21 protein-coding genes are annotated in these 24,304 nt (G+C 64.5%); 6 read left to right on the forward strand and 15 right to left on the reverse strand.

The genetic code is table 11. The features are described 5' to 3' along the window. Nucleotides 1-52: 52 nt before the first annotated feature. Nucleotides 53-727: a Crp/Fnr family transcriptional regulator gene (locus tag ACLRDN_RS24445; RefSeq protein ID WP_413460444.1), complete on the reverse strand. Its 675-nt coding sequence runs from the start codon at nucleotides 725-727 to the stop codon at nucleotides 53-55. 180 nt (nucleotides 728-907) lie between these two features. On the opposite strand from ACLRDN_RS24445, the gene ACLRDN_RS24450 reads away from it, so the two are divergent. Further along, nucleotides 908-2,548, forward strand: coding sequence for an acyl-CoA synthetase (locus tag ACLRDN_RS24450; RefSeq protein ID WP_413458386.1), 1,641 nt, complete (start codon nucleotides 908-910; stop codon nucleotides 2,546-2,548). 22 nt (nucleotides 2,549-2,570) lie between these two features. On the opposite strand, the gene ACLRDN_RS24455 is transcribed toward ACLRDN_RS24450, so the two are convergent. From ACLRDN_RS24455 to ACLRDN_RS24515, 13 genes are all read right to left on the reverse strand, one after another. Continuing rightward, nucleotides 2,571-3,164 (reverse strand): molybdopterin-dependent oxidoreductase, encoded by a 594-nt coding sequence (locus ACLRDN_RS24455; RefSeq protein ID WP_413458387.1) that lies wholly within the window; start codon nucleotides 3,162-3,164, stop codon nucleotides 2,571-2,573. Between the two features lie 147 nt (nucleotides 3,165-3,311). Beyond that, the gene (gene panS / locus ACLRDN_RS24460; protein WP_034339914.1) at nucleotides 3,312-4,226 is read right to left on the reverse strand and encodes a ketopantoate/pantoate/pantothenate transporter PanS; all 915 of its coding nucleotides are present in this window, start codon (nucleotides 4,224-4,226) and stop codon (nucleotides 3,312-3,314) included. 230 nt (nucleotides 4,227-4,456) lie between these two features. Next, nucleotides 4,457-4,807: a hypothetical protein gene (locus ACLRDN_RS24465; RefSeq protein ID WP_413458388.1), complete on the reverse strand. Its 351-nt coding sequence runs from the start codon at nucleotides 4,805-4,807 to the stop codon at nucleotides 4,457-4,459. Between the two features lie 103 nt (nucleotides 4,808-4,910). Continuing rightward, nucleotides 4,911-6,578: an energy-dependent translational throttle protein EttA gene (ettA, locus tag ACLRDN_RS24470; protein WP_413458389.1), complete on the reverse strand. Its 1,668-nt coding sequence runs from the start codon at nucleotides 6,576-6,578 to the stop codon at nucleotides 4,911-4,913. A 40-nt stretch (nucleotides 6,579-6,618) separates the two neighbouring features. Next, nucleotides 6,619-7,515: an EamA family transporter RarD gene (gene rarD / locus ACLRDN_RS24475; protein WP_413458390.1), complete on the reverse strand. Its 897-nt coding sequence runs from the start codon at nucleotides 7,513-7,515 to the stop codon at nucleotides 6,619-6,621. 114 nt (nucleotides 7,516-7,629) lie between these two features. Further along, a complete protein-coding gene (locus ACLRDN_RS24480) occupies nucleotides 7,630-8,151 on the reverse strand; it encodes an ureidoglycolate lyase (protein ID WP_413458391.1) in 522 nt (173 codons plus the stop codon). Further along, nucleotides 8,138-9,328: an amidase gene (locus tag ACLRDN_RS24485; RefSeq protein WP_413458392.1), complete on the reverse strand. Its 1,191-nt coding sequence runs from the start codon at nucleotides 9,326-9,328 to the stop codon at nucleotides 8,138-8,140. Before ACLRDN_RS24485 ends, ACLRDN_RS24480 begins: the two co-directional genes overlap by 14 nt. 50 nt (nucleotides 9,329-9,378) lie before the next feature. Further along, nucleotides 9,379-10,380, reverse strand: coding sequence for an ABC transporter ATP-binding protein (locus ACLRDN_RS24490; RefSeq protein ID WP_413458393.1), 1,002 nt, complete (start codon nucleotides 10,378-10,380; stop codon nucleotides 9,379-9,381). Then, nucleotides 10,373-11,464 (reverse strand): ABC transporter ATP-binding protein, encoded by a 1,092-nt coding sequence (locus ACLRDN_RS24495; RefSeq protein ID WP_413458394.1) that lies wholly within the window; start codon nucleotides 11,462-11,464, stop codon nucleotides 10,373-10,375. Before ACLRDN_RS24495 ends, ACLRDN_RS24490 begins: the two co-directional genes overlap by 8 nt. Further along, complete coding sequence (locus ACLRDN_RS24500; RefSeq protein WP_413458395.1) at nucleotides 11,461-12,363, reverse strand: ABC transporter permease; 903 nt, start codon at nucleotides 12,361-12,363, stop codon at nucleotides 11,461-11,463. The genes ACLRDN_RS24495 and ACLRDN_RS24500 overlap by 4 nt, the downstream gene beginning before the upstream one ends. Nucleotide 12,364: 1 nt before the next feature. Beyond that, nucleotides 12,365-13,318, reverse strand: coding sequence for an ABC transporter permease (locus tag ACLRDN_RS24505; protein ID WP_088755419.1), 954 nt, complete (start codon nucleotides 13,316-13,318; stop codon nucleotides 12,365-12,367). A 119-nt stretch (nucleotides 13,319-13,437) separates the two neighbouring features. Beyond that, nucleotides 13,438-15,090 carry an ABC transporter substrate-binding protein gene (locus tag ACLRDN_RS24510; RefSeq protein WP_413458396.1) on the reverse strand — a complete coding sequence of 551 codons (1,653 nt, stop codon included), beginning with the start codon at nucleotides 15,088-15,090 and terminating at the stop codon, nucleotides 13,438-13,440. A 91-nt stretch (nucleotides 15,091-15,181) separates the two neighbouring features. Then, nucleotides 15,182-15,877, reverse strand: coding sequence for a FadR/GntR family transcriptional regulator (locus tag ACLRDN_RS24515; protein ID WP_413458397.1), 696 nt, complete (start codon nucleotides 15,875-15,877; stop codon nucleotides 15,182-15,184). Nucleotides 15,878-16,234: 357 nt separating this feature from the next. Between ACLRDN_RS24515 and ACLRDN_RS24520 the strand changes: the two genes are divergently transcribed. Both ACLRDN_RS24520 and ACLRDN_RS24525 read left to right on the forward strand, forming a co-directional pair. Then, a complete protein-coding gene (locus ACLRDN_RS24520) occupies nucleotides 16,235-17,083 on the forward strand; it encodes an AraC family transcriptional regulator (RefSeq protein ID WP_413458398.1) in 849 nt (282 codons plus the stop codon). A 16-nt stretch (nucleotides 17,084-17,099) separates the two neighbouring features. After that, entirely contained in the window at nucleotides 17,100-18,119 is a 1,020-nt protein-coding gene (locus ACLRDN_RS24525; RefSeq protein ID WP_413458399.1) for an alpha/beta hydrolase family protein, read from the forward strand. A gap of 43 nt (nucleotides 18,120-18,162) precedes the next feature. Here the strand turns inward: ACLRDN_RS24525 and ACLRDN_RS24530 are convergent, their stop codons facing one another. After that, nucleotides 18,163-19,386 (reverse strand): Bcr/CflA family multidrug efflux MFS transporter, encoded by a 1,224-nt coding sequence (locus tag ACLRDN_RS24530; RefSeq protein ID WP_413458400.1) that lies wholly within the window; start codon nucleotides 19,384-19,386, stop codon nucleotides 18,163-18,165. Between the two features lie 471 nt (nucleotides 19,387-19,857). On the opposite strand from ACLRDN_RS24530, the gene ACLRDN_RS24535 reads away from it, so the two are divergent. The 3 genes from ACLRDN_RS24535 to ACLRDN_RS24545 all read left to right on the forward strand — a co-directional run bounded on the left by ACLRDN_RS24535 (nucleotide 19,858) and on the right by ACLRDN_RS24545 (nucleotide 23,927). Continuing rightward, complete coding sequence (locus tag ACLRDN_RS24535) at nucleotides 19,858-21,204, forward strand: ABC transporter substrate-binding protein (RefSeq protein WP_413458401.1); 1,347 nt, start codon at nucleotides 19,858-19,860, stop codon at nucleotides 21,202-21,204. 13 nt (nucleotides 21,205-21,217) lie between these two features. Further along, nucleotides 21,218-22,939 carry a diguanylate cyclase gene (locus ACLRDN_RS24540; protein ID WP_413458402.1) on the forward strand — a complete coding sequence of 574 codons (1,722 nt, stop codon included), beginning with the start codon at nucleotides 21,218-21,220 and terminating at the stop codon, nucleotides 22,937-22,939. A 160-nt stretch (nucleotides 22,940-23,099) separates the two neighbouring features. Beyond that, entirely contained in the window at nucleotides 23,100-23,927 is an 828-nt protein-coding gene (locus ACLRDN_RS24545; RefSeq protein WP_413458403.1) for a ferritin-like domain-containing protein, read from the forward strand. Nucleotides 23,928-24,304 lie beyond the last annotated feature (377 nt).

Here is a 24,304-nt window from a genome sequence, read left to right on the forward strand (position 1 = left end):
CCGATCTTAAGCCGGTAGCCTGCGCCAGACTGTCATCGTGGTGACAGGCCGCTCACAGCGAGGCCATGCCGAAGGCGCGCAAGCCATCGAGGTCGACCACGCGGATGCTCTGGTAGGAAATTTCCACCAGCCCCAATTCGGCCAGGTGGCGCATGGCCTGGTTCACGCGCTGGCGTGACAGCCCGGTCAAGAGGCCAATCTCTTCCTGCGACAGTTCCAGCACCTGGGAGGTCCGGGGATACAGCATCGGGTGGAACAACTGTGCAATGGCCTGGGCCACGCGGGCATCGACATCGAGCAGGCGTTCGTTCTGGACCGTGGCGATGAACTGGCCCATGCGTTCGTTCAGTTGGCCGATGACGAAGGCATTGAAGGGCAGGCTCTCGGCCATGAGGCGGTGGAAGGTATCGGCCGGCACCAGCAGGATCTGCGAGGCCCGGATGGCGATGACGTCATAGCGGCGCGGCTCGCGCTTGATGACGCTGCCCTCGCCGCACCAGCCGCCCTCGGGCACGCCCGAGAGCGTACTGCTGCGGCCATCGATGTTGTAGACGGCCAGCTTGATCAAGCCCTCATGGACGCCGATCCAGTATTGCGAGAGTTCGCCGCGCCGGGCCACGAAGGCATCGGCCGAAAAGCGCGTCAACTGGGTGGTGGCGGCGACCAGCGCACGATGCTCGCCGGCCAGCGCGGCGAACCAGTCGTATTGCTGCAGAAGCTGCGCCACCGGGCTGCTCATGGGATAGTCGGAGAGGGAAGGAAACGGCAAACATTGTCGCATGTCAGCCTTGTCGTCGTGATGACAAAGCGCAAGGCCGCTTCGGTGCTACCCTAGTTCACAAAATAACAGGCGGCTGATAAAAAATGCACAGGCCGCGCCCCTCATCCCCGCAGCAAGGAGACAAGCATGGCAGACTTCGACACCGGCCTTGGCCGCAACGCCGCCAATTACGCGGCCCTCACCCCCATCGATTTCATCGCGCGCGCCGCCGCCGTCTATGGCCAGCGTCCCGCCATCATTCACGGCGCATTGCGCCAGGACTGGGACCAGACCTATCGCCGCACGCGCCGCCTGGCTAGCGCCCTGCAGCGTCTGGGCATCGGCAAGAACGACACCGTCTCGGCCATGCTGCCCAATACCCCGGCGATGGTGGAGGCGCACTTCGGCGTGCCCATGGCCGGTGCGGTATTGAATGCCCTCAACATCCGGCTCGATGCCGAATCCATCGTCTTCATGCTGCGCCATGGCGAAGCCAAGGTGCTGCTGATCGACAGCGAATTCGCCGCGCTGGCGCAGCAGTTGCGCACGCAATTGCCGGCGCTCAAAATCGTCGAGGTGTTCGACGTGCTGGGTCCGCCGCCGGTACCCGGCGAGCGTTTCGGCCATCTGGAATACGAAGCCCTGCTGGCCGATGGCGATGAAAATTTCGACTGGCAATGGCCCGCCGACGAGTGGGACGCCATTGCACTGAACTACACCTCCGGCACCACCGGCGACCCCAAGGGCGTGGTCTATCACCATCGCGGCGCGGCCCTGAATGCGGTCTCCAACATCCTCGAATGGGATCTGCCCAAGCATCCGGTCTACCTGTGGACGCTGCCCATGTTCCACTGCAATGGCTGGTGCTTCCCGTGGACCGTGGCCGCCCGTGCAGGCGTGAACGTATGCCTGCGCAAGTTCGACCCCAAGCTGGTGTTCGACCTGATCGCAGAACATGGCATCACGCATTACTGCGCCGCGCCCATCGTGCATGCGGCGCTGGCCAATGCCCCCGAGGGCTGGCGTGCCGGCATCCGTGGCCCGGTCAAGGCGATGGTGGCCGGTGCGCCCCCGCCAGCGGCCGTGCTGGCCAAGATGGAGGCGATGCAGTTCGAGCTGACCCACGTGTATGGGCTTACCGAAGTCTATGGCCCGGCAGCCGTGTGTGCGGAACAGGATGAATGGAACGCGCTGTCGGTGGATCAACGCGCGGTACAGAAATCACGCCAGGGCGTGCGCTATCACCTGCAGAGCGGGGTGACGGTGCTCTCGCCGGACACCATGGAACCGGTAGCCGCCGACGGCGAGGAGATCGGCGAGATCATGTTCCGCGGCAACATCTGCATGAAGGGTTACCTGAAGAACGACAAGGCCACGCACGAAGCCTTTGCCGGAGGCTGGTTCCATACCGGCGACCTCGGCGTGATGAATGCGGACGGCTACATCAAGATCAAGGACCGCAGCAAGGACATCATCATCTCCGGCGGCGAAAACATTTCCAGCGTGGAAGTGGAAGACGTGCTGTACCGCCATCCGGCCGTGCTGGCCGCAGCGGTGGTGGCGCAACCGGATGAAAAATGGGGAGAGACACCCTGCGCCTTCGTCGAACTGAAGGACGGGGCCAACATCGATGCGGCCGAACTGACCGAATTCTGCCGGGGCCATCTGGCCGGTTTCAAGGTGCCCAAGGCAATCTACTTCGGTCCGCTGCCCAAGACCTCCACCGGCAAGATCCAGAAGTTCGAACTGCGCAAGCGCATGAAATCGGACAGCGCCATCAACGTCTGAGGCGCCGCTCCATCACATCGCCTCAGGCCTTGCGCACGGCGATGTGATACAGGCCCCACGGGCATTGGCCGAAGCGCTCCGGCAAGGGGCGTGCGCTCATCTCGGGGAAGCTGTCGGCGTCATACACGGCCCACAGCGGACCGAGTCCGCCCAGCGGGATGGGCTTGCCATCCAGATGGGTGGCGATGATGAAGCGGTACTTGGCGATATCCTCCGCCGAAACCAGCACCGCGTAGCCATCGACGGCGCGCAGGGCACAGTTCTGCACGGTGGCGGGACCACCCACGGCGCGCAAGACTTCCGAGAGCAGCGGACCGCGCAGGCTGTGGCGGCGGCCATCGTATTCCAGCGTGGGATGGATCTCTACCGAAGGCAGCGCGGCGAGCGCAGCAAAATCGAAGGTGTGGGCCCGGTCGAACGCCAGCTTCTGCTTGGCCATCATCTGGTCCAGCGCCGGATCGAGCGGACCGCGATTGGCCTTGCTGATGTCGCCGGTCACCGTGAGCAATACCGGACCTGCGGCAGCACCAGGCTTCTTGTCGGCAGCCAGTGCCGGCAGGGCGGCGGGCGCGGCCAGCAGCGAGGCACCGAGGCCGAGGAACTTGCGTTTTTGCATGGAAAACCCTCCTGATGGAGATGGATGGGACGTGCGGTGATGGCGGATTGTAATCAGTTTTTGCCCATCACTGCGCACCAACGACAACGGCCCGCATCAAGGCGAAGCGGGCCGTTGGATTCAGCGCTGCATCACTGCAACTGCGCTTCAGTCACGTGGCGGCCGGCCACGCCAGTAGCCGGCCAGCAGCGACCCGGAGAGGTTGTGCCACACCGAGAACAGCGCGCCCGGCAAGGCCGCCACCGGCGTGAAATACAGCTTGCCCAGGGCGGCCGCCAAACCGGAATTCTGCATGCCGACTTCGATGGCCAGCGTGCGACAGACCGCTTCGTCGAAGCCCAGCAGGCGGCCACCCCAGTAGCCACCCAGCAAACCCAGGCCGTTGTGCAGGATCACGCCCACCAGCACCACCAGGCCGACCGAAGCGATGCTGGCCTGGCTGCCCGCAACCACCGCCGAGATGATCAGCAGGATGGCCACCATCGACACCAGCGACAGGTAGGGCTCGATGCGGCGGATCAGCTTGCCGGCGAACAGGTTCAGCACCAGGCCGACCGCGATGGGGACCACCACGATCTGCACGATCGACATCAGCATGGCGTGGGCGTCGAAGTGGATGGAGGCATCCACGTAGAGCTCGGTCAGCATCGGCGTGGCGAACACCGACACCAGCGCGGAGAGCGTGGAGATCGTCACCGACAACGCGACATCGCCGCGCGAGAGATAGATCATCACGTTGGAGGCGGTGCCGGAGGCGACACTGCCCACCAGCACCATGCCGGCGGTGAGATCGGGCGGCATGCGCAGCACCTTGGCGATGACCCAGGCGGCCAGCGGCATGACCAGGTAGTGCAGGATGATGCCGGCAGCCACCGGTGCGGGGCGCTTGATGATGCGCTTGAAGTCGTCCACGGTGAGGGTGACGCCCATGGTCAGCATGATGAGCGTCAACAACTGGGTGATGTATTTTCCGATGGGTGTGAAGGTCGGCGGCGTGAAGTAGGCAGCGGCGGAAAGCAGCAGCGCCCACACGGGAAAGAGGCGGGTAATGGTGGCAAGCATGGCAATGGATGAATGTTGAATACAGGCCCGTGCATGAAGACGATCATGCCGGGATGGCGCGTTTTTTATGTTCATTGCGCGGATGACGCACACTGCGGCGGAGAGACTTCGTGCACCAGGTCCGGTGGCGGCCTCTTCTCTATCCTCGATCACGCGCCTTGTGGGCGCAGCAAGGGCGTGATTCTACCCGCGCAGGCCGATTCCTGCCGGCTCCCGGGCCGTGGGACGGCCTACTGGCGAATAAGATCACATTTGAAACTAAGCATCACCTTGGGCGGCATCACGCCGATCACGCCCTCCGAACGTTCGCTGCCGATGATGCGCGCACGGCGCCCCTGCTGGCGGCACCAGTCATCGGCCTGCTGCAAACCCTGTGCGGCGACGCCGTCGTTGCCGTGCCAGCGTGAACTGGCCACCAGCAGGTAGGTGTCCTTGTCGATCTGCGTGACCGGTTGCGAGGTGGCACAGCCGGACAGGACGGCCACCATCGCAAGCAACAGCGTGGGCATGAGGCGGATTGTCATCGGGGCTCCCTTAGTCTTGTGATCCACGATGGTAGCCAGCGCGATGGGTGGCGTCATGCGTCCCTACAACTCTTTACCTCCGACGACGTTCCACTGCACGGACGAAAAAAAAAACGCCGCTGGAACCAGCGGCGTTTTCTCAACCATTTCAGTCAAGCCATCAACGCGTAACCGGTTTGTAACGGATACGCTTGGGCTTGGCGGCTTCTTCGCCGAGGCGCTTCTTCTTGTCGGCTTCGTATTCCTGATAGTTGCCGTCGAAGAAGGTGACCTGCGAATCGCCTTCGAAGGCGATGATGTGGGTGGCGATACGGTCCAGGAACCAGCGATCATGGGAGATCACCAGCACGGTGCCGGCAAATTCCAGCAGCGCATCTTCCAGGGCGCGCAGGGTTTCCACGTCGAGGTCGTTGGACGGTTCGTCCAGCAGCAGGACGTTGCCGCCCTGCAGCAGGGTCTTGGCCAGGTGCAGACGGCCACGCTCACCGCCGGAGAGGTTGCCGACCACCTTCTGCTGGTCGCCGCCCTTGAAGTTGAAGCGGCCCAGGTAGGCGCGCGAGGGCATTTCGAAACGGCCCACGGTGAGGATGTCGGCACCACCCGAGACATCTTCAAAGACCGTCTTCTTGTTGCCCAGGTCTTCACGCGACTGGTCCACCAGCGAGACCTTGACGGTGGGGCCCAGCACCAGTTCGCCGCTGTCCGGGGTTTCACGGCCGGCCAGCATGCGGAACAGGGTCGACTTACCGGCGCCGTTGGGACCGATGATGCCGACGATGGCACCGGCCGGAATCTTGAAGTTCAAGTTGTCGATCAGCAGGCGGTCGCCATAGCCCTTGCTGACGTTCTTGAATTCGATGACTTCATTGCCCAGGCGCTCGGCCACGGGAATGAAGATTTCCTGGGTCTCGTTGCGCTTCTGGTATTCGTATTCGGAGAGCTCGTTGAAGCGGGCCAGACGCGCCTTGCTCTTGGCCTGGCGGCCCTTGGGGTTCTGGCGCACCCACTCCAGTTCCTTGGCGATGGTCTTCTGGCGGGCCGATTCGCTGGCCTCTTCCTGCTTCAGGCGGGCTTCCTTCTGTTCCAGCCAGGAGCTGTAGTTGCCCTTCCAGGGGATGCCGTGGCCGCGGTCCAGTTCCAGGATCCATTCGGCGGCGTTGTCGAGGAAGTAGCGATCGTGGGTGATGGCCACCACGGTGCCGGGGAAGCGTTGCAGGAACTGCTCCAGCCAGTCCACCGATTCGGCATCCAGGTGGTTGGTCGGTTCGTCCAGCAGCAGCATGTCGGGCTTGGAGAGCAGCAGCTTGCACAGCGCCACGCGGCGCTTTTCACCACCGGAGAGCACGCCGATCTTGGCGTCCCAGGGCGGCAGGCGCAGGGCGTCGGCGGCCATTTCCAGCTGCTGGTTGAGGCTGTTGCCGTCAGCAGCGGCGATGATGGCTTCCAGGCGCGCCTGCTCGGTGGCGAGGGCGTCGAAGTCGGCATCTTCTTCGGCATAGGCGGCATAGACCGCGTCCAGCTTGGCCTGGGCTTCGAAGACTTCACCGAGCGCGCTCTCGACTTCCTGGCGCACGGTCTTGTCGGCATCGAGCTGGGGTTCCTGCGGCAGGTAGCCGATGTTCAGGTTGGGCATCGGGATGGCTTCACCCTCGATTTCCTTGTCGATGCCGGCCATGATCTTGAGCAGGGTGGACTTGCCCGAGCCGTTTAAGCCGAGCACGCCGATCTTGGCGCCGGGGAAGAAGGACAGCGAGATGTCCTTGAGGATCTGCCGCTTCGGCGGCACGATCTTGCCGACGCGGTTCATGGTAAAGACGTATTGGGCCATGGTATGAGTTGCCAGTGAGAGGAAAACGATAGGGCAGCGATCAAGCGCCGCCGGCGCTGGGCTCTGCCGAGCTTTGCGCGCGGGTGCGCAGGTAGCGCCACAAGCCTTCGGCGGAGTATACCGCGAGCGCCACCCAGATCACGCAAAAGCCGATGGCGCGCGCCCCGCTGAAGGGCTCGCCGTAGATCAGCACGCCCCCCAGCAGCTGGATGGTAGGCGAAATGTATTGCATCAGCCCCAGCATCGACAAGGGGATGCGGCGCGCGCCATGGGCAAAGAGCAGCAGCGGCACCGCCGTGATCGGGCCGCACAGGGCCAGCAAGATTTTGGCCGAGGTCGATGCATGGGTGAAGGCGTTGCTGTCACGCAAAGTATCCACGCCCAGGATCACCAGCACCAGCGGCAGCATCAGCAAGGTTTCCAGCGACAGGCCCTCGAGTGCGCCCAGGTGCGCGGTCTTGCGCAAGAGGCCATAGAAGGCGAAGGTCAGCGCGATCAGCAGCGAGATCCACGGCAGGCTGCCGTTGGCGAAGGTCAGCCAGATCACGGCACCGAGTGCCAGGAAGACCGCCAGCCATTGCAGGGGACGCATGCGCTCCTTCAGGATCAGGTAGCCCATGAAGACGCTCATGAGCGGGCTCATGAAGTAGCCCAGGCTGGTATCGACGATGCGCCCGGCGTTGACGGCCCAGACATACAGGGTCCAGTTGCCGGTCAGCAGCAGGGCCGAGAGCAGGAAGCCCAGCACCACCATGGGCCGCTTGATGACCTCGCCCACCCAGCGCCATTGCCGCCGCCAGGCCAGCACGGCCACCAGGAACACGCAGGACCAGAAGAGGCGGTGCACGACGATATCGAAGGAGGGAATCTCCTTGAGCAACTTGAAATACAGCGGGAACAGGCCCCACAGGATGGAGGCGCAAACGGCGTGAAGCATGGCAAGGCAATGGAATCGGAAGCCGGACCTGCGCGCGGCGCGGCGCGGTCACGGCGGTGAGAATCCGTCATTATTGCAGGATTCGGCGCCTGCGGCCCGGCGCCAGCATGCGGCTCAGGCCGCAGGCAACTTCACTTGCGCCTGCGTGGACATCATGACGACCTCGCAATCGACCTGCGCGGCCGCACGTTCGATGACCAGCACATCGGCCGCACCGAGGGTGATCAAAGGATGGTGCCAGACTCCGCGCCGCAGGGTGACGCCCTGTCCCGGCTCGATCACGAAGGCGGCAATGGCCGACTCATCCGGCCGCTCACCGTCGCCGGCCAGCACCGCCAGGCAGCGGCTGGCCCCCAGCGGAATGAAGCTCTGGCTGCCCAGGCGGTGGCGTTCAAAGGCGCACAGCGGATAGGTTGCCGGATCGCCCTGCCCCTGCGTGCGGAAGATGGCCACGCAGGCGCGGCCGCCCTCGTCGTCCACATCGAGGCTGGCCACGTCGTCGTAGCGGCGCGTGGTGCCGAAGTTGATGTCGCGCTCGGACGGGCCCGGCGCAATCAAGACCCCATAGGCCGCGAAGGCCTCCTGCGTCAGCGCTTGCGCCAGGATCACGCGCGCGGCGGTGTCAGGTGCAGGCATGCATCAGTCTCGCTGCGTAATCGATCAACGAACGGTCACTGCCGGGCGGTGCGATCAGGGACAGTCCGAACGGCGCTCCGTCGATTTGCATCAAGGGTAGCGAGATCTGCGGACATCCCGACAGCCCGGACAGGCAGAGCATGCGCACCGCCTGGTTGCGATAGTCTTCCAGCGACTGTTCCGAATCGGTCAGCAGCGGTGCCGCATCCGGCGCGCTGGGCAAGAGCAGCACGCCGTCGTTGCCCAGCAGGCCGGTGAAGCCGGCGCGGAAGGTCTCGCGCACGGCGCTGTGTTCCTGCATCTGCTGCGCCGTGATGGTGGCCGACCAGGCAAAGCGTTCGGCCACGCCCGGCCCCAGCTGGAAGCCGTAACGGCTGATGTTCTCGCCATGGGCCTGCCAGGCCTCATAGCCCTGGATGTGGCGAAACGCCCAGTACAGCGCATCAAAGGAAGGGGTCGCCGCCGTGACCGGCTGCGGCGCACCCAGCACGCCCGCCAGGCGTTCCAGCACCTGCGCAAACTGGGCCTGCACGCGCGGCGCCAGCAGGCCCAGCACGTCGCTGGCGACCAGCACACGCGGCGCCTGCGGCAAGGGTGCGCTGTCCTCGCCCAGCAAGACCGCACCTGCGCGGGTGAACACCTCCATGTCGCGTGCAAACCAGCCGCAGGTATCAAAGCTGCTGGCCAGGTCCATCACCCCCGCAAGCGGTACTCGGCCATGGGTAGGGCGCAAGCCGATCAGGCCGCAATGGCTGGCCGGCACCCGGACCGATCCGCCGGTATCGGTGCCCAGGGCCAGGTCGGCCAGGCCGTTGGAGACCGCCGAGGCCGACCCGGAACTGGAGCCGCCCGGAATCCGCTCGGGCGCGCCGCCATTGCGGGGCGTGCCGAAGTGGGCGTTCTTGCCGTTCATCGAGAAGGCCAGTTCATCGGTGACCACCTTGCCGACGAATTGCGCGCCCGCTTGCAGCAGCGACTGCACCGCCGGGGCAGACGCGACCTTGATGCCGGACAGGGCCAGCATGTGCGCATTGCCGCAGCCGGTGGGATAGCCCGCCACGTCGAAGATGTCCTTGACCGCCAGGCGCACGCCAGCCAGGGGGCCGCTGGCGGCCTGCGGCTGGGGGACGAAGGGATAGGGGACGAAGCAGCGGGCGGTGAAAGCATCGGCACTCATGCGGTTTCCTTGTCAGGTCGGGGTGGGAGGGAGAGCGGCGCGCTCATGGATCAGGCCGCGGCCAGCTGCAGTGCTTCGGCACGCAGGCAGCGTACCGTATGTTGCTCGCCCACGGCTTGTTCGGCCGGCTGCCGGGCCAGGCAATCGGCTTGCGCATGCGGGCAGCGCTCGGCGAAGGCACAGCCCGGCGGCAGGTTGGCCAGGTCGGGCGGCGCGCCGGGAATGGTCTGCAGGCGCTGGCCCTTCTGCATGGCGCCATGGCTGCGGCTTTGCAACAGCGACATGGTGTAGGGATGGCGCGGCTGGGCCAGCAGTTGCGAGGCCGGTCCCTGCTCGACGATGCGCCCGGCATACATCACCGCGATGCGGTCGGCCACTTCGACGGCCGCGCCGATGTCGTGGGTGACGAAGATGATCGACAGGCCCAGCTCGCGCTGCAGCTCGCGCAGCAGCAGCAGGATCTGGATCTGCACCGTGGCATCGAGCGCCGTGGTGGGTTCATCGGCCAGCAGGACCTTGGGCGAGCAGGACAGCGCCAGTGCGATCATGGCGCGCTGGCGCATGCCGCCGGACATCTCGTGGGGATAGGCATCGAGCCGCCGCTCCGGGCTGGGGATGCGGACCTTCTCGAACAGCGCCAGGGCTTGCGCGCGGGCCTGGGCGGCCGAGACCTTCTTGTGGCGGCGAATGGTCTCGGCGATCTGCGCCCCCACGGTATAGACCGGATCGAGCGCCAGCAAGGGTTCCTGGAAAATCATCGCCACGCTGTCGCCGCGCAGGGCGGACAGTTCGCGGCCGGTCATCGCCAGGACGTCGCGGCCATCGACTTCCAGTCCACCTTCGATGCGGGTGCGCGCCTCGGGATGCAGCCGCATGATGGAACGCAGCGTGACGCTCTTGCCCGAGCCCGATTCACCGATCAAGGCCACCACCTCGCCCTCGGCTACCTCCAGGTCCACGCCGCTGACGGCGCGGATGGTCTTGCCAGGGGCCTTGAAGGTGACCCGCAGGTCACGCAGGCGCACCATCGCCTTCTTGGATGCATCAGCCATGTTGCAGCTCCTTGTTGAGCATGCCGGCTTCGAAGCCGGCGTCGTCATAGCCACTGCCGGGTTCATAGCGCAGGCAGGCCACGCCGTGTTCCGGTGCGGCCTCGACGAAGGCCGGCGCGCGCTGCTGGCAGACCGGCTGCGCGAACTGGCAGCGGGTATGGAAGCGGCAGCCCGGGGGCGGATTGATGGGGTTGGGCGGGTCGCCCGCCAGCGGCGCTTCTTCGGTGCGGCGGCTGGGGTCCATGCTGGGCATGGAGCGCAACAGCGCGCGCGTGTAGGGATGGCGCGGGGTGTCGAACACCTGCTCGGCCGGACCGACCTCGACCACCTGGCCCAGGTACATCACCAGCACGCGGTCGGAGATGAAACGGACCACGTTCAGATCGTGGCTGATGAACAGATAGGTGAGGCCGAATTCCTGCTTCAGGTCCTGCAGCAGGTTCAGCACCTGCGCCTCCACCGATTTGTCCAGCGCCGAGACGGCCTCATCCAGGATCACCAGGCGCGGCTCCAGCGCCAGGGCGCGCGCAATGTTGACGCGCTGGCGCTGGCCGCCGGAGAGTTCATGCGGATAGCGTCCGGCGAAGCGTTCCGGCTGCAGGCCCACGCGCGCCAGGAGGCTGCGTGCGCGGGCGATGGCTTCGCGCGCGGGCAGGCCATGCACGGTGGGCGCAAAGGCGATCGAATCCTCGATGGTCATGCGCGGATTGAGCGAGGAATAACTGTCCTGGAACACCATCTGTGCCTGGCGCCGGAACTGGCGCAAGGGCATGGTGCGCGAACCTACGGTCTGGCCGTCGAAGACCAGTTCGCCGCTGTCCTGTTCGATCAGCTGCATCAGCACGCGCGCCGTGGTGGACTTGCCGCAGCCGGATTCACCGACTACGCCCAGGGTTTCGCCTTTCATGATGTCGAAGCTCACGCCATCGACCGCACGCACCGCATGGGCCGGACCGCGCAGCAAGGGCAGGCCCTGCTGCTTGAGCGGAAAATGCTTCAGCAGTTGGCGCACACCCAAAAGCGGCTGGCGCGGGCCGCCGACATCACGCGGGTCCTGGTTCAGGAGCGAGGCAGACAGGCTCATTGCTTGACCTCCATGGCCGAGCGCAGGCCGTCGGACAACAGGTTGAAGGAAATCGAGGTGACGAAGATGAAGGCGCCCGGCAAGGCCGCCACCCAAGGCTGGGTGTAGATGGCCGTGCGCAGGGTGTTGAGCATCAGGCCCCATTCCGGCTCGGGCGGCTTGACGCCCAGGCCGAGGAAGGACAAGCCCGAGGCCAGGATCATCGAGACAGAAATCAAGCTGGTGGAATAGACGAAGATCGGTCCCAGCACGTTGCCCAGGACGTGCGCGCGCACGATGGTGAAGGCACTGGCGCCGGAGGCGCGCGCCGCATCGACGTAATCGCTGCGCCGCACCTGGGTGGTGACGCTTTCTGCAATGCGCGCAATTTGCGGGACGAAGACGATGGTCAGCGACGTGAGCGCATTGAAGATGCCCGCACCCAGCGCCCCCGACAGCGCAATGGCCAGCAGCACCGAAGGAAAGGCGTAAAGGATATCGATGCTGCGCATGATGGCCGTGTTGGTGAAGCCACCCGCGTAACCGGCCACGATGCCCAGCGCACTGCCGATGACGAAGGCCAGCAGCACCGGCGTGATGCCCATGAACAGCGACAGCCGGCCACCCAGCAGCAGGCGCGAGAACATGTCGCGCCCCAGTTCGTCGGTGCCCAGCAGATGGCCGGCGGTGCCGATGGGTTTCAGGCGCGAGAACATCGAGGCGGCAAACGGATCGCCCGGCATCACCCAGGGGGCGGCAATGGCCGCCACGATCAGCAGCAGCAGCACGGCAGCAGCGATCATGGCCCCGGGATTGCGCACCAGGCGCGCACCGACGTTGGCCCAGTGGCCCCGCGAGCGGCGCATGGCGGTCGCGGGCTCGGCCGCCTTGAGGGCGGAGACGGAAGTGGAGAGGTTCATGTCAGGCTCGCTCGATACGGGGGTCGAAGATGGTTTGCAGGACATCCACCAGCAGGTTCAGCGCCACGAAGAACATGGCCAGCACCAGGATGCTCCCCTGCAGCAGCGGCAGGTCGCGCTGGAAGATGGCCTGGTTGAGCAGGAAGCCGGTCCCGGGCCAGGAAAACACGGTCTCGATCAGGATGGAGCCGCCCAGCAAGTAGCCCAGCTGCAGGCCCATGACGGCCAGCGCGGTCGGTGCGGCATTCTTGACCACGTGGCGCAGGACACCCGCGTCCGACAAGCCGCGCGCCTTCAGCCCCACCACGAATTCCTGGGCCAGGATGTCGGCCACCAGGGCGCGCACGGTACGGGCGATTATGCCCATGGGGATGAAGGACATGGTCACGGCCGGCATGAGCAGATATTTCACGTGTTCCAGGTCCCACACCCAGGCGCCCGATCCATCGGGGCCGGCACCGGTGGCGGGCAGCCACATCAGCTTGGAAGAGAACACGATCACCAGCACCATCCCCAGCCAGTAATGCGGCACCGACACGCCCACCACCGAGATGAAGGAAGCCACGCGATCCACCCAGGAATTACGGAAGTAGCCCGCCACGAAGCCGAACAGCGAACCGAACACGAAACCGATCAGCGTGGCCACGGCCGCCAGCATGAAGGTATTGCCGACCGCCTTGAACACTTCGGCGGCTACCGGGCGGCCGGTCGCAATCGAGCTGCCGAGGTCGCCGTGCAGGGCGCGCCAGACCCAGCTCAGGAATTGCTCGGGATAGCTGCGGTTGAATCCGTAGATTTCCATGAGCTGCTTTTGCAGGTCGGCCGAGGCATCCGGCGGCAGGATCGAGACCAGCGGATCGCCCGGTGCGATGTGGACCAGCATGAAGCAGAGGAAGGCCACGCCCAGCATGATGGGCAGGGCGTAGAGAAAGCGTCGTATCAGGTAGGCGATCATGGCGGTTCCGGCGACGGGTCAGGTGCTGCGGCAGCGGGGCTGCGGAAAGAGGCTTGGTGCAGAAAACGTCAGCGGTGCCGGCGCGGGCCGGCGCCGCTGAGGTCTTCATGCATGACGGGTCAGTCCATGCTCATGGTGGCGATGTCGATGAACCAGCTCTGCGGCTGCACGACACCCTTGACCTTGGCGGCGATGGCGCGCGGACCGGTGTCGTGGGCGACCCAGACGAAGGGCGCTTCATCGACGATCTTGGCGTGCAGCTCGGCCAGCAGCGCGTCACGCTGCTTGGGGTCGAAGGTGGTGCGTGCCTTGGCGATGAGGGCATCGACATCCGGATTGCTATAGAAGCCCCAGTTGTTGGAGGTCGGCGGTGCCGCCTTGGTATCGACGAAGCGCACCATGGCGAAGAACGGGTCCATGGACGCGAAGCTGACGTTGATCGCATTGGCGCCGTGGGCGCTCGCGTCCTTGGCACCGATGCGCCAGTTGGTATAGAGGGTGTTCCATTCGATGACGTCGAACTGCACGTCGAAGAAGCACTCCTTCAGGTTCTGCTGCATGAACTCGTTCATCGGCAGCGGCTGCATCTGGCCCGAACCGGAGGCCGAGATCTGCACCTTCACCGTCAGCGGCTTGGCGGCCGAATAGCCGGCTTCGCTCATGAGCTTCTTGGCGGCCGCCGGATCGTACTTGATCTGGAAGCTCGGGTTGCCGCGCCACGGATGGCCGGGTTCGACGGTACCGGTGGCTTCACCCATGAGTCCGCCCAGGAGCTGCTTCATCGCGGGACGATTCACGCACAGGTTGGCGGCATGGCGCACACGCTTGTCCAGCCAGGGCGAGCCGGGCACGAAGGACAGCTGCCACGGCCACACGTGGGGCTGCGGATTGGAATAGATCTTGAAGCCGCGCGCCTTGATCGCGTCCAGTGCGTCCGGTGCGGGGGCTTCGATCCAGTCGACCTGGCCCGACATCAGGGCCGCGGTGCGCGAGTTGGCTTCGGGCAGCGGCAGCATCACCACGCGATCGATCTTGGGGCGGCGTGCGGCATCCCAGTAGCCGTCGTTCTTGACCACTTCGAGCCGCTCGCGCGGGACGAACTTGGCCATCTTGAAGGGGCCGGTGCCGGACGCATCGGCGGCGAAGGCCGCCCAGGCCTGCTTGCTGCGCTCGGCCTTGTCGGTCACCGAGACCGGCACGGCGGCCAGTTTCTTTTCCCACTGGGCGGGCGAGGCCATGAAGAGGTTGGTGAGGTTGATCGGCAGGAAGGAATCCGGCTCGGCGGTGCTCAGTTCCACGGTGAGATCATCGATCTTGCGCGCCGAGCGCAGGGTGGGCATGCGCGAGGCGGTGGTGCCGACCTGGCTGGGGTCGAATTGCACGGCGTTCTTGTCGAGCACCTTGTTGACGTTCCAGACCACGGCGTCGGCGTTGAAGGCCGAGCCATCATGGAATTTCACGCCGGGACGCAGCTTGAAGATCCACTTGGTCTTGTCCTTGGCATCGACCTGCCACGACACGGCCAGGTCGGGGATCAGTTCGCTGGCCTTGTCGGCTTTGGACAAGTCCCATTGGGTGAGCCCGTCATACATGGGAATGCCGGTGAAGCGGTTGCCCTCGAAGCCCTGGTCGGGCTGGCCCAGCGTGCGCGGGATATCGCCGGCCGTCATGGCGATGCGCAATACTTTTTCGGCGTGGGCCGGCAGGCTGGCCAAGGCGCCGAAGGCCAGGGTACAGGCCAGCGTGAGGGGGAGGGTCTTGGATAATTTCATATCGGTGCTTTCCTGGTTGAGGGACGACGATGGAAACAACGGATGCCACTGAAACTGCGCGAAGCCAAGAACGAGATGAGCTGCCCTGCCGTCAGGGCGGAGAGAATGAGAGACCGACGCGTTGGGCGGCGTTGACGATGTGCTGCTGCATGGCCTGGCGCGCGCCTTCGATGTCACCGGCGGAGATGGCGGCCGCTATCGCACGATGCTCCACGGCGGGTGCCCAGATGCGCTCGCGGTCGGCGAAGGGCACGCGCAGGCTGTGGCTGATGGGGCGCTCGAACTGGCGCACCACCTGGGAAAAGGCGGGGTTGCCGGAGAGCTCGGCCAGCAGTTGATGAAATTCCAGGTCGGCGTGCGAGGCGCTGACCAGGTCGAGGTTCTTGAGCGCCTCTTCGAAGCGCGCCTGGATCCCCCACAGGCGCGGCGTGGCCTGGGCGCTGATGTGGCGCGCGGCCAGGGCGGCTGCGGCCGACTCCAGCGTATAGCGCAACTGGAACACGGCCGCCAGGTCCAGCGCCGCGGCGGCTGTGCCGCCTTCACCGGCGGGTGGCTGGGGCGGGGTCACGCGGCCCTCCTGGCGTTGGCTCACCAGCGTGCCCTTCCCGGGAACGGAACGGATGAAGCCCAGCGCCTCCAGCATCGACAAGGCCTCCCGCAGCGACGCGCGGCTGATGCCCATGGACTCGGCCAGTTCGCGCTGGCTGGGCAGCATGGCGCCCGGCGCATAGGTGCCGGAGAGAATCTGGCGCTGCAGTGTCTGTGCTGCGATGTTGGGCATGCTCATGGTGGAGGTCCTCGTTGGCCTGACTGGTCAGACCGCGAAGAGCTCTTCAGCAATGAGCGTGCCATGCCTTGCCCCGTTCGTCGCAAACCCTTCTGCACAAAGGCATTCGGGGCCTTGGTTACTTTCCGTATCAGCGGCGACAACCGGGGTAATGCGCGATCCTGATGCGCGAACGCACCAGTGGCGTGAACCGGAAACCAGCACGCACTGCCCCGAAAGCGGGAGTCATTGCGGGGCGGCAAGAGCCGTCACCGCGCTTTCAATGAAGTGTTGTGCGTCCTCGACTGCGCGGCCAAGGCGAGGGGAAATGCGCAAGATCTGCTAAGTATTTTTCATATGCACGGCATACACTGGTCCATGGACTTCGATTCGATGCACAGATATCGCACTCGCATGGCAAGGGTGGTTGCCGCGATCGCGGCCGATCCCATGGCACAGCACAGCCTGGAAGCACTCGCCGCCATCGCGGCCTTCTCCCCGTTCCATTTTCATCGCCTCTACCGCAGCTTGACGGGAGAAACCATCATGGACACGCTGCGTCACCAGCGGCTGGCATTGGCCGCGCTCAAACTGGCCAGTCAGGAAGGCAGTGTGACTGAAATTGCGCTGGCCTGTGGCTATGAAAGTCCCCAAGCCTTCACACGGGCGTTCAGGCAGTTTTCCGGACAGTCGCCGAGTGCATTCAGACGCAAGATCTCTCTGATGACTCAACCCTCAAGGCTGGTTGACGTGATGCAGCCTCCGCCGCTCCCTCTGAAGGTGCCATTGGTCGAACAGGGTGCCCTGCAACTGCTGGGATTACGGCATGAAGGCCCGACCAGCACCATTGCCCATACGCACCGGCGGCTTCATCAATTGCTGGGCGAGCGGACTGAGCCAGTGCGTTACGGGATTTGCTTTGGCGACCCCGAGCAGGGCACCAGCTTCCGCTATTTCGCCGCCGTATTGCGACAGGCCGCCGATCCGCTGGAGGGTGTCTTGGAACCCCTCGATGTGCCCGCCGGCGCCTACGCCTGTCATACCGTCATGGGGCCCTACACACAGATCAACGCCAGCATCGCCGCGCTCTACAGCACCTGGCTGCCTTACAGCGGCTATGAACCCGACGACAGGCCTCTCATCGAGTGCTATCGCAACCAGCCGCACCAGGTCGCGCAGGAGGCATTGCATACCGACCTGCTAATCCCGATCCGTCCTCTTCGTTAATCAACCTGGTGTGATCATGAATCTTGCATACTGGCGGCGCGCCTTTCTGGCGCTGATCTGGGTGGTGAGCTGCACAAACGCATGGGCCGCCTCGGTCGGCTTTCAGGAGCAGACTACGCTCGATGAGCGTGGTGCGCCGATCAAACTGGCGATCTGGTATCCCAGCAGTTCGCAGTCACATACGGTCAGCCTCGGATGGACGACGCAGGAAGTGGCCATGAATGGCGCCATGTCGGAAGGCCGACATCCCTTGATCGTGATATCGCATGGCACCGGCGGCACTTACTTCTCGCACCACGATACGGCCACTGCGCTGGCGCGCGCCGGATTCATTGCTGCGGCCGTGATGCATCCAGGTGATAACGCCCAGGATCAAAGCCGCCGATTTTTTATTCTGGAGCGGCCCGGACATATACGCCGGGCCTTGGACTATCTGCTGCAGGATTGGCCGGGCCATGCACAGGTCGATGCAGGGCGCATCGGGATCTTCGGATTTTCAGCAGGAGGATTTACCGCGCTGGTCAGCATCGGTGGACAGCCTGACATGGCGCGCATCATCCCGTTCTGCAACGAGCGCCCTGATCATTTCGCGTGCCAGCTCATTGCTCAGGAAAGCATCGCAGGACGTGCGGCTAATGCGCCGATGCCCGAGCAGGCGCAGGTGCAGGTGCAGGTGCAGGACAATCGCATCAAGGCGGCAGTCATTGCCGCGCCTGCGCTCGGTTTCACGTTTGCCAACCGACTGCAGCAGGCAACGATCCCCGTACAACTATGGCGCGCCGAAGACGACCGGATCTTGCCCCATCCCTGGTATGCGGAAGAAGTGCGGCGCGCGTTGCCGCAGGCACCGCAATACCATCTCGTATCCCATGCCGGGCATTTCGATTTCCTTGCACCCTGCGCCCCGGTCATGGCGCAACGCCTGCCTGACATCTGCAGCAGTGCGAGCGGCTTCGACCGCTCGGCCTTCCATCGGGCATTCAATGAAGAAATCGTGACTTTCTTTCAGCGTGCCTTAGCGGTAGAGGGCCGCTAGAGAGCGCCTCTGCCATATCGCACAGTGCGATCAGCCGGTGGATTCAGTTCACCGCCGGCGTCACCGGCTCATGCTTGGCCACGAAGTGATACAGCAGGAAGGCGCTCACGCCGCAGATGGCCATCACCGACACCAGCGGCAAGGCCGTGCCGTCATGCCAAAGGCTCATCACCACACCCGAGAGCACACCCATGCCGAACTGCAGCGTACCCATCAGGGCGGCGGCGGTGCCGGCCTGGCGCCCTTGGTGCTTGAGCGCAATGGCGGTCGCATTGGGGCCGGTAAAACCATAAGCCGTGAGGAACCCGAAGAAACCGAACAGCAGCAGCGGCAGGCTCTCCAGTCCGGCCAGGACCGCCAGCACCACCGCCAGCGACAGGCCGGCCGGTACCCACAGTACACGGCCCAGCACGCGTTCGGCCGAGCGCTTGACCACCAGGCGCGCATTGATCTGCGAAGCGGCAATCAGGCCAATGGCGTTGGAGGCAAACACGAAACCAAAGTACTGCGGCTTGATCCCGTGCAACTCGATCACCACGAACGGACCGCCTGCGATGTAGGCGAACATGCCCGCCTGCACCAGCCCTCCGCACAGCACGAAGGACATGAACTGGCGATGGCGCAGCAAACCCCAGTACTGGCGCAAGGTGCGGCCCAGATGCAGCGGCTCGGCACGGGATACGTCCACGGTTTCGGTCAGGTACTTGCGGGTGCCCAGCATGCACAGCAGGCCGAAGATCGTCAGCACCACGAAGATGCCGCGCCAGCTGGCAAAGACCAGCATCAGGCCACCGATGAAAGGCGCCAGGATCGGCGCCAGCCCGAACACCAGCATCAGCATCGAGAAGGCCTTGGCCGAACCCTCGGCCCCCATGCGATCACGCACCATCGCGCGCGGAATCACCATGCCGGCGCTGCCGCCCAGGCCCTGGAACAATCTCAGCACGATCAGGGTCTCAATGCTCTGTACAAAAATGCACAGCAAGGAACAGACGAAGTAGAGCGCGATCCCGAAGAACAAGGGCGGCTTGCGGCCGAAGCGATCCGACAGCGGACCATAGAACATCTGCCCGACCGCCAGGCCGATGAGGAAAGAAGCGAGCGTAAGCTGGACCAGGTTGGTGCCCACGCCGAGATCCTTGGCGATGGCGGTGAAGCTGGGCAGGTACATGTCGATGGCCAGCGCGCCCAGTGCCGTCAAGGCCGCCAGGACGGCCAGCCATGGGGGAAATTTGCCCATGGAGAGCTGAGTATCTTTGTTGTGCATGTGGAAATCGTGAGACAGCCGCATTCCCCGGCCGAGCGGAAGATGTAAGCGGGTTGAAGCAAGGTGGACCGGAATTGCCCCTGGAGGCGTGAGGGCGTCATTATAAAGGCCTGTTCATTTTCGTTCAGGCAGCACATCAAGCCGGGGGGGGCTTGCGCCATGGCAAAAGCTGAGCAAAGACAAGAAATGCGCACGCGCTTCGTGCAGGAGAATGTAAAAACTGGCAAACTTGTTGTCATTGTTCTCATGTGCCAGGATCGTGCAAGGGAGCGGCAGGTAGGCGCAGCGCGGGCCCCAGCGCGTCACCGGAGACCAGTCACCGGGATGCAGCGAAGGTCAAGGCAGCACCATGCGCATTGCTGTAAAACAAGAAAAGTTTAGCCGCAGGGGAAATCGATGCGTGGCCGATATACGCCATCAGTAACAGGCGTGCCTGATCCGGGGTGCCACTCCAGCTGCGGACCATCAGGCATGACCGGGCGCGCCATGCGCGGGCTCAGGATATTCATTGCGGGGGTGGCAGCTGCGCTCCTGCTGACCGCTTGCGAGCGCAGTGAGGAGCAGGCCAATAGCGCACAGGCGCAATCTTCACCCGCCGCCGCCACGGCCACCGCCGAGCCGGTGGTGCTGACCGCACTGGTCTGGGCGCCCGACTGGCCGGAAGAAATGCATCGCGTGGCCGATGCCTTCATGCATGCGCATCCGCAGGTGCGCATCAACCTGCAATTCATGATCGGCAATTCGGTCGAAGAAAACCTCAAGCCGCGCGCCGCCACCGACAGCCTGCCCGACATCATCTCGGTCAATGCCAGCCCCTACACGGCCGCCCTGGCCGACCAGGGCTTGCTGGCCGACATCGGTGCCACCCAGGCCTGGGGCCAGCTGCTCGAAGGCCTGCAGCGCGAGTGGACTTCGCCGGGCGGTCGCCGTTATGGCATTCCCTCGGGCCTGGCGACCACGCTGATCTACTACAACCGCGACATGTTCGAGCGGGCCGGCATCACTGAAGCACCCACCGATTTCGAGGCTTTTCTTGCCACGGGCGCAGCATTGCGCAAAGCCGGCTTCATTCCGCTGGCGCTCTCCGGCGGTTTCCCCAACATGCTGGGCAACGGCCCCTTCAGCTACGGCTTTGCCAACCTGATTGCCGCCAAGGTGCCGGACTGGCGCGCACGCATCGCCGATGGCACGCTGCAGCTGGACAACCCCGATGGCGTGGCCATCTTCACGCGCCTGCGCACGCTGGTGGAGCAGAAGATGGTGCAGGCCGACTGCCTGCGTGCCGGCTATGACGCCACCCTGCGCCAGTTCGCCGAAGGCCGCGCGGCCATGACCTTCCAGGGGACCTGGGCGGCGGGCACGCTCATGACCGGGCGCAACATGCGGGTGGGCGTATTCGTGCCGCCCTGGAATGACAAGGGGCAGCCCCTGAAACCGGTGCTGGGCAGCGAGACCGGTTTTGCCGTGGCCCAGCGCAGCAGCGCGCAACAACGCGAGGCGGCGGTGCAGTTCCTGGACTTTCTCTATGGTCCGGGCATGTCGATCTGGCAGGCCAAGCGCCAGAACATTCCGCCGTTTCGCGTGATCGCGCCCGATGTCAGCGGCGACCGCGATTTGTTCACGCTGGTCGAGGACATGAAACGCAGTGCCGCCGGGGCCAACGCACCGGGGCTGTATTACTCGCTGCTGCCGGTCAACACCATCGATGTCCTGCATCCGCTGTTGCAGGCCGTGCTGTCGGGCCGCCAGTCGCCGGCGCGCGCGGCGCGCGCCTTGCAGGACTCCATCGCCGAACAGGCGCAACTGTCGGCCAAGTAGGGAGAGTCCATCCATGCCCAGACGGCTCGACTTCCTTTGGCTCGGTTTCCTGCGCAGGATCGAGATCCGCTATCGCCTCATCAATTCCTTCATCCTGGTCTCGCTGGTGCCGCTGCTGATCTCGGGCCTCTTGGCCTATCGCGAGACCACCCGCGCGACCCAGGACAAAGTGCGTGCCTACTCGGTCCAGGTGGCCAAGCAGATCTCGCAGAACCTGATGCTGCGCATGGAAAAGATCGAAGACATGAGCGAAGAGCTGGCGCTGTCGGAGAAGCTGCAGCGCCTGTTGGCCAACTACTACGGCGGCGATGAAGCCGCCAGTGCTGCCGCCCGCAGCGGCGTGGCACGGGTGCTGCTCGATACCTTTGGCTCACTGCCCGACGTGAACCAGAAATACCTGCTGGACCGCCGCCGCCAGGTGATCGATCCGCAGATCTTTGCGCCCCTGGCCAGCAACATCAGCCGCGTGGCCGAGGAAGCGCCGGATATTTCCGGACGCGCATGGTGGACGCTCTACAACGGCGGCCATGGACAGAAGAGCGTGGCCATGCTGCGCGAGATCCGCTTCACCGGCAACAACCGTCCGGCCGGCATGCTCTTCGTGGGCGTGCGGCCGAGCTACTTCTTCAGCATCTTCGAGGGGGTGGACCTGGGCTACGATTCCAGCCTCTTCATCGTCGATGCCAGCGATGGCACGGTGGTGGTGCAGGGACGCGATACCAGCTTCAGCAGCGCCGATCCGGCCCTGCTGGAGGGCATCACGGCCAGCCTGGGCCAGCGTCGCACCAGCGACTTCATTTCCTACACGCGCGCCGACGGCACGCCTTTTTATGCTGCCATCGCGCAGTTGCCACATACCTCCTGGTGGGTGGTCAGCGCCACGCCCAGCGACAAGCTCAACGCCGATACCCGCTCGGTGCGCGACAAGATCATCGCCATCGGCTTGCTGTGCTTTGCGGCCTCGCTGCTGCTCTCGGCGCTGATCGCGCGCAGCATCAGCGTGCCGCTGCAGCGCCTGGTGGGGGCCATGAAGGAAGCCGGCAGCGGTGACACCACGGTGCGCGTGGAGCAGGCCGGCGGCGACGAGATCGCCGTGCTCTCGCGCAAATTCAACGAGATGGCCGGCAAGCTGCAGCAGAACAAGGAAGAACTGGAAGAGCAGGTGGCCCTGCGCACGCGCGAGCTGGAGCGCGCCAATCGCAAGCTCGAAGCACTCTCGGCCACCGATGGCCTGACGGGGGTGGCCAACCGGCGCCGCTTCGACGAGGTGCTGGCCAATGAACTGCGGCGCTCGGTGCGCTCGGGCCATGCGCTGGCCCTGTTGATGCTGGACGTGGATTACTTCAAGAAATACAACGACCGCTATGGCCACCTGGCCGGAGACGAATGCCTGCGCATCGTGGCGCGCGTCCTGCAGAAGAGTTCGCGCCGCGCGACCGACCTGGTCGCACGCTATGGCGGCGAGGAATTCAGCGTCATCATCGCCGAGAGCGATACCGCCCATGCCCTGCAGCAGGCCGAGAACATCTGCCAGGCCATCTTCGAACTGAAGCTGCCGCACGCCGATTCTCCCTTCGGCTACATCACGGCCAGCATCGGCGTGGCCTCGCTGCAGCCGGATGAAGAGACCACCGCCGAACAATTGCTGCGCATCGCCGACCAGGCGCTGTACCACGCCAAATACCAGGGCCGCAACCGCGTGGTGCTGGGCAATGACGCCACCCAAATGCTGTAACCCCCCGCCCGCCGCGGCTGACAAAGCACTGACAAGCGCCGCGCCCAAGACACGCCATGTGCAAAGTTAGGTCACGCTGCGCCGCGTGGCCCTGAACCAATGCCCTCGCACTGCATCATATCGCTATGCCAACCGTCACTTGAGAAGAGAGGTATAGCAGATGAACCCGAGCCGCCAAGAAAAAAAACACTGGACCATCGATGACATCGACCTGGACCGCATCGACCGAGAGCGGGTGCGGCAGGATGAAGACCTGTTCTACCTGGTGGCCTGCGCCTCCTTCGTCGAAAGCGGTTCCGATCTCTATACCCACAACCTGGTGGAGTTCTACAAGGGTGATGCCGAGGTCGAGACCTGGCTGCGCGAACAGTGGGAACAGGAAGAGCTGCAGCATGGCGCCGCCCTGCGCGCCTACGTGGAGCACGTCTGGCCCGAGTTCGACTGGCCGCGCGCCTACCAGGGCTTCCTCGATGAATACTCGCAGTACTGCAAGGTCGAACTGCTCGAACCGACACGGGCCCAGGAGCTGGCCGCGCGCTGCGTGGTCGAGACCGGCACTTCCACCTACTACCGGGCGCTGGCGCGGGCCACCGACGAGCCGGTACTGAAACACCTGGCCGGCCTCATCGCCAATGACGAGGTCAATCACTACAAGCACTTCTACCAGTATTTCCGCCGCTATCGCCGCCAGGAAAATATCGGCCGCTCGCGCGTCTTCGGCACCCTCAGCCGGCGCACCCTGGAACTGAAGAGCGAAGACGCCGATTGCGCCATCCGCCATGTGGCCATGGTGTACAAGCCGGAACTGGCCGCCGATCCGGCGCGCCTCAAGGAACTGGCCTCGCGCATGAGCCGCACCGTGCGCGTGAACCTCAAACCCGAGACCACCATCAAGATGATCATGCGTCCGCTGGAGTTGCCGGTGGCCTTGCAGAACCTCATCGAATTCCCGCTGCGGCAGTTCATGCAGCGCGTGTTGCTGCGCTAGGCGCCAAGGCAGTCCGGCAACGCTCCCGGCCAGGCACCGTGATGGATCACGCTGCCTGGCGCCGGTTTACCCTCATTGTGAACAATCTGTCTCACGCCCCAAGAAGTTGGGAAACTCCGCGCAAAGCCGCATGGCATGGCGCTTTGAGCGGCGCACCAAGATCGCGCAGAGGCAAGCGCCAGCCTGGTGAATGTTGCTGCAGTGACATGGGACTGTCGACAATGGCGCTCGGCTTTGGTGCGCAATCCTGGCGTGCCTGACAACATTTTTCCCGCATCCCGCCCCTCCCCGCCCCGCTTTGATGCAGCCCGCAGGCCCTCGGCCGTGCATTGGCACGCAATCTGCTAAAGCGACTGGGCAGTGAAAAAAATCTTCCA

The organism is Herbaspirillum huttiense, from assembly GCF_047300815.1.
Taxonomy (GTDB): Bacteria; Pseudomonadota; Gammaproteobacteria; order Burkholderiales; family Burkholderiaceae_D; genus Herbaspirillum; species Herbaspirillum huttiense_A.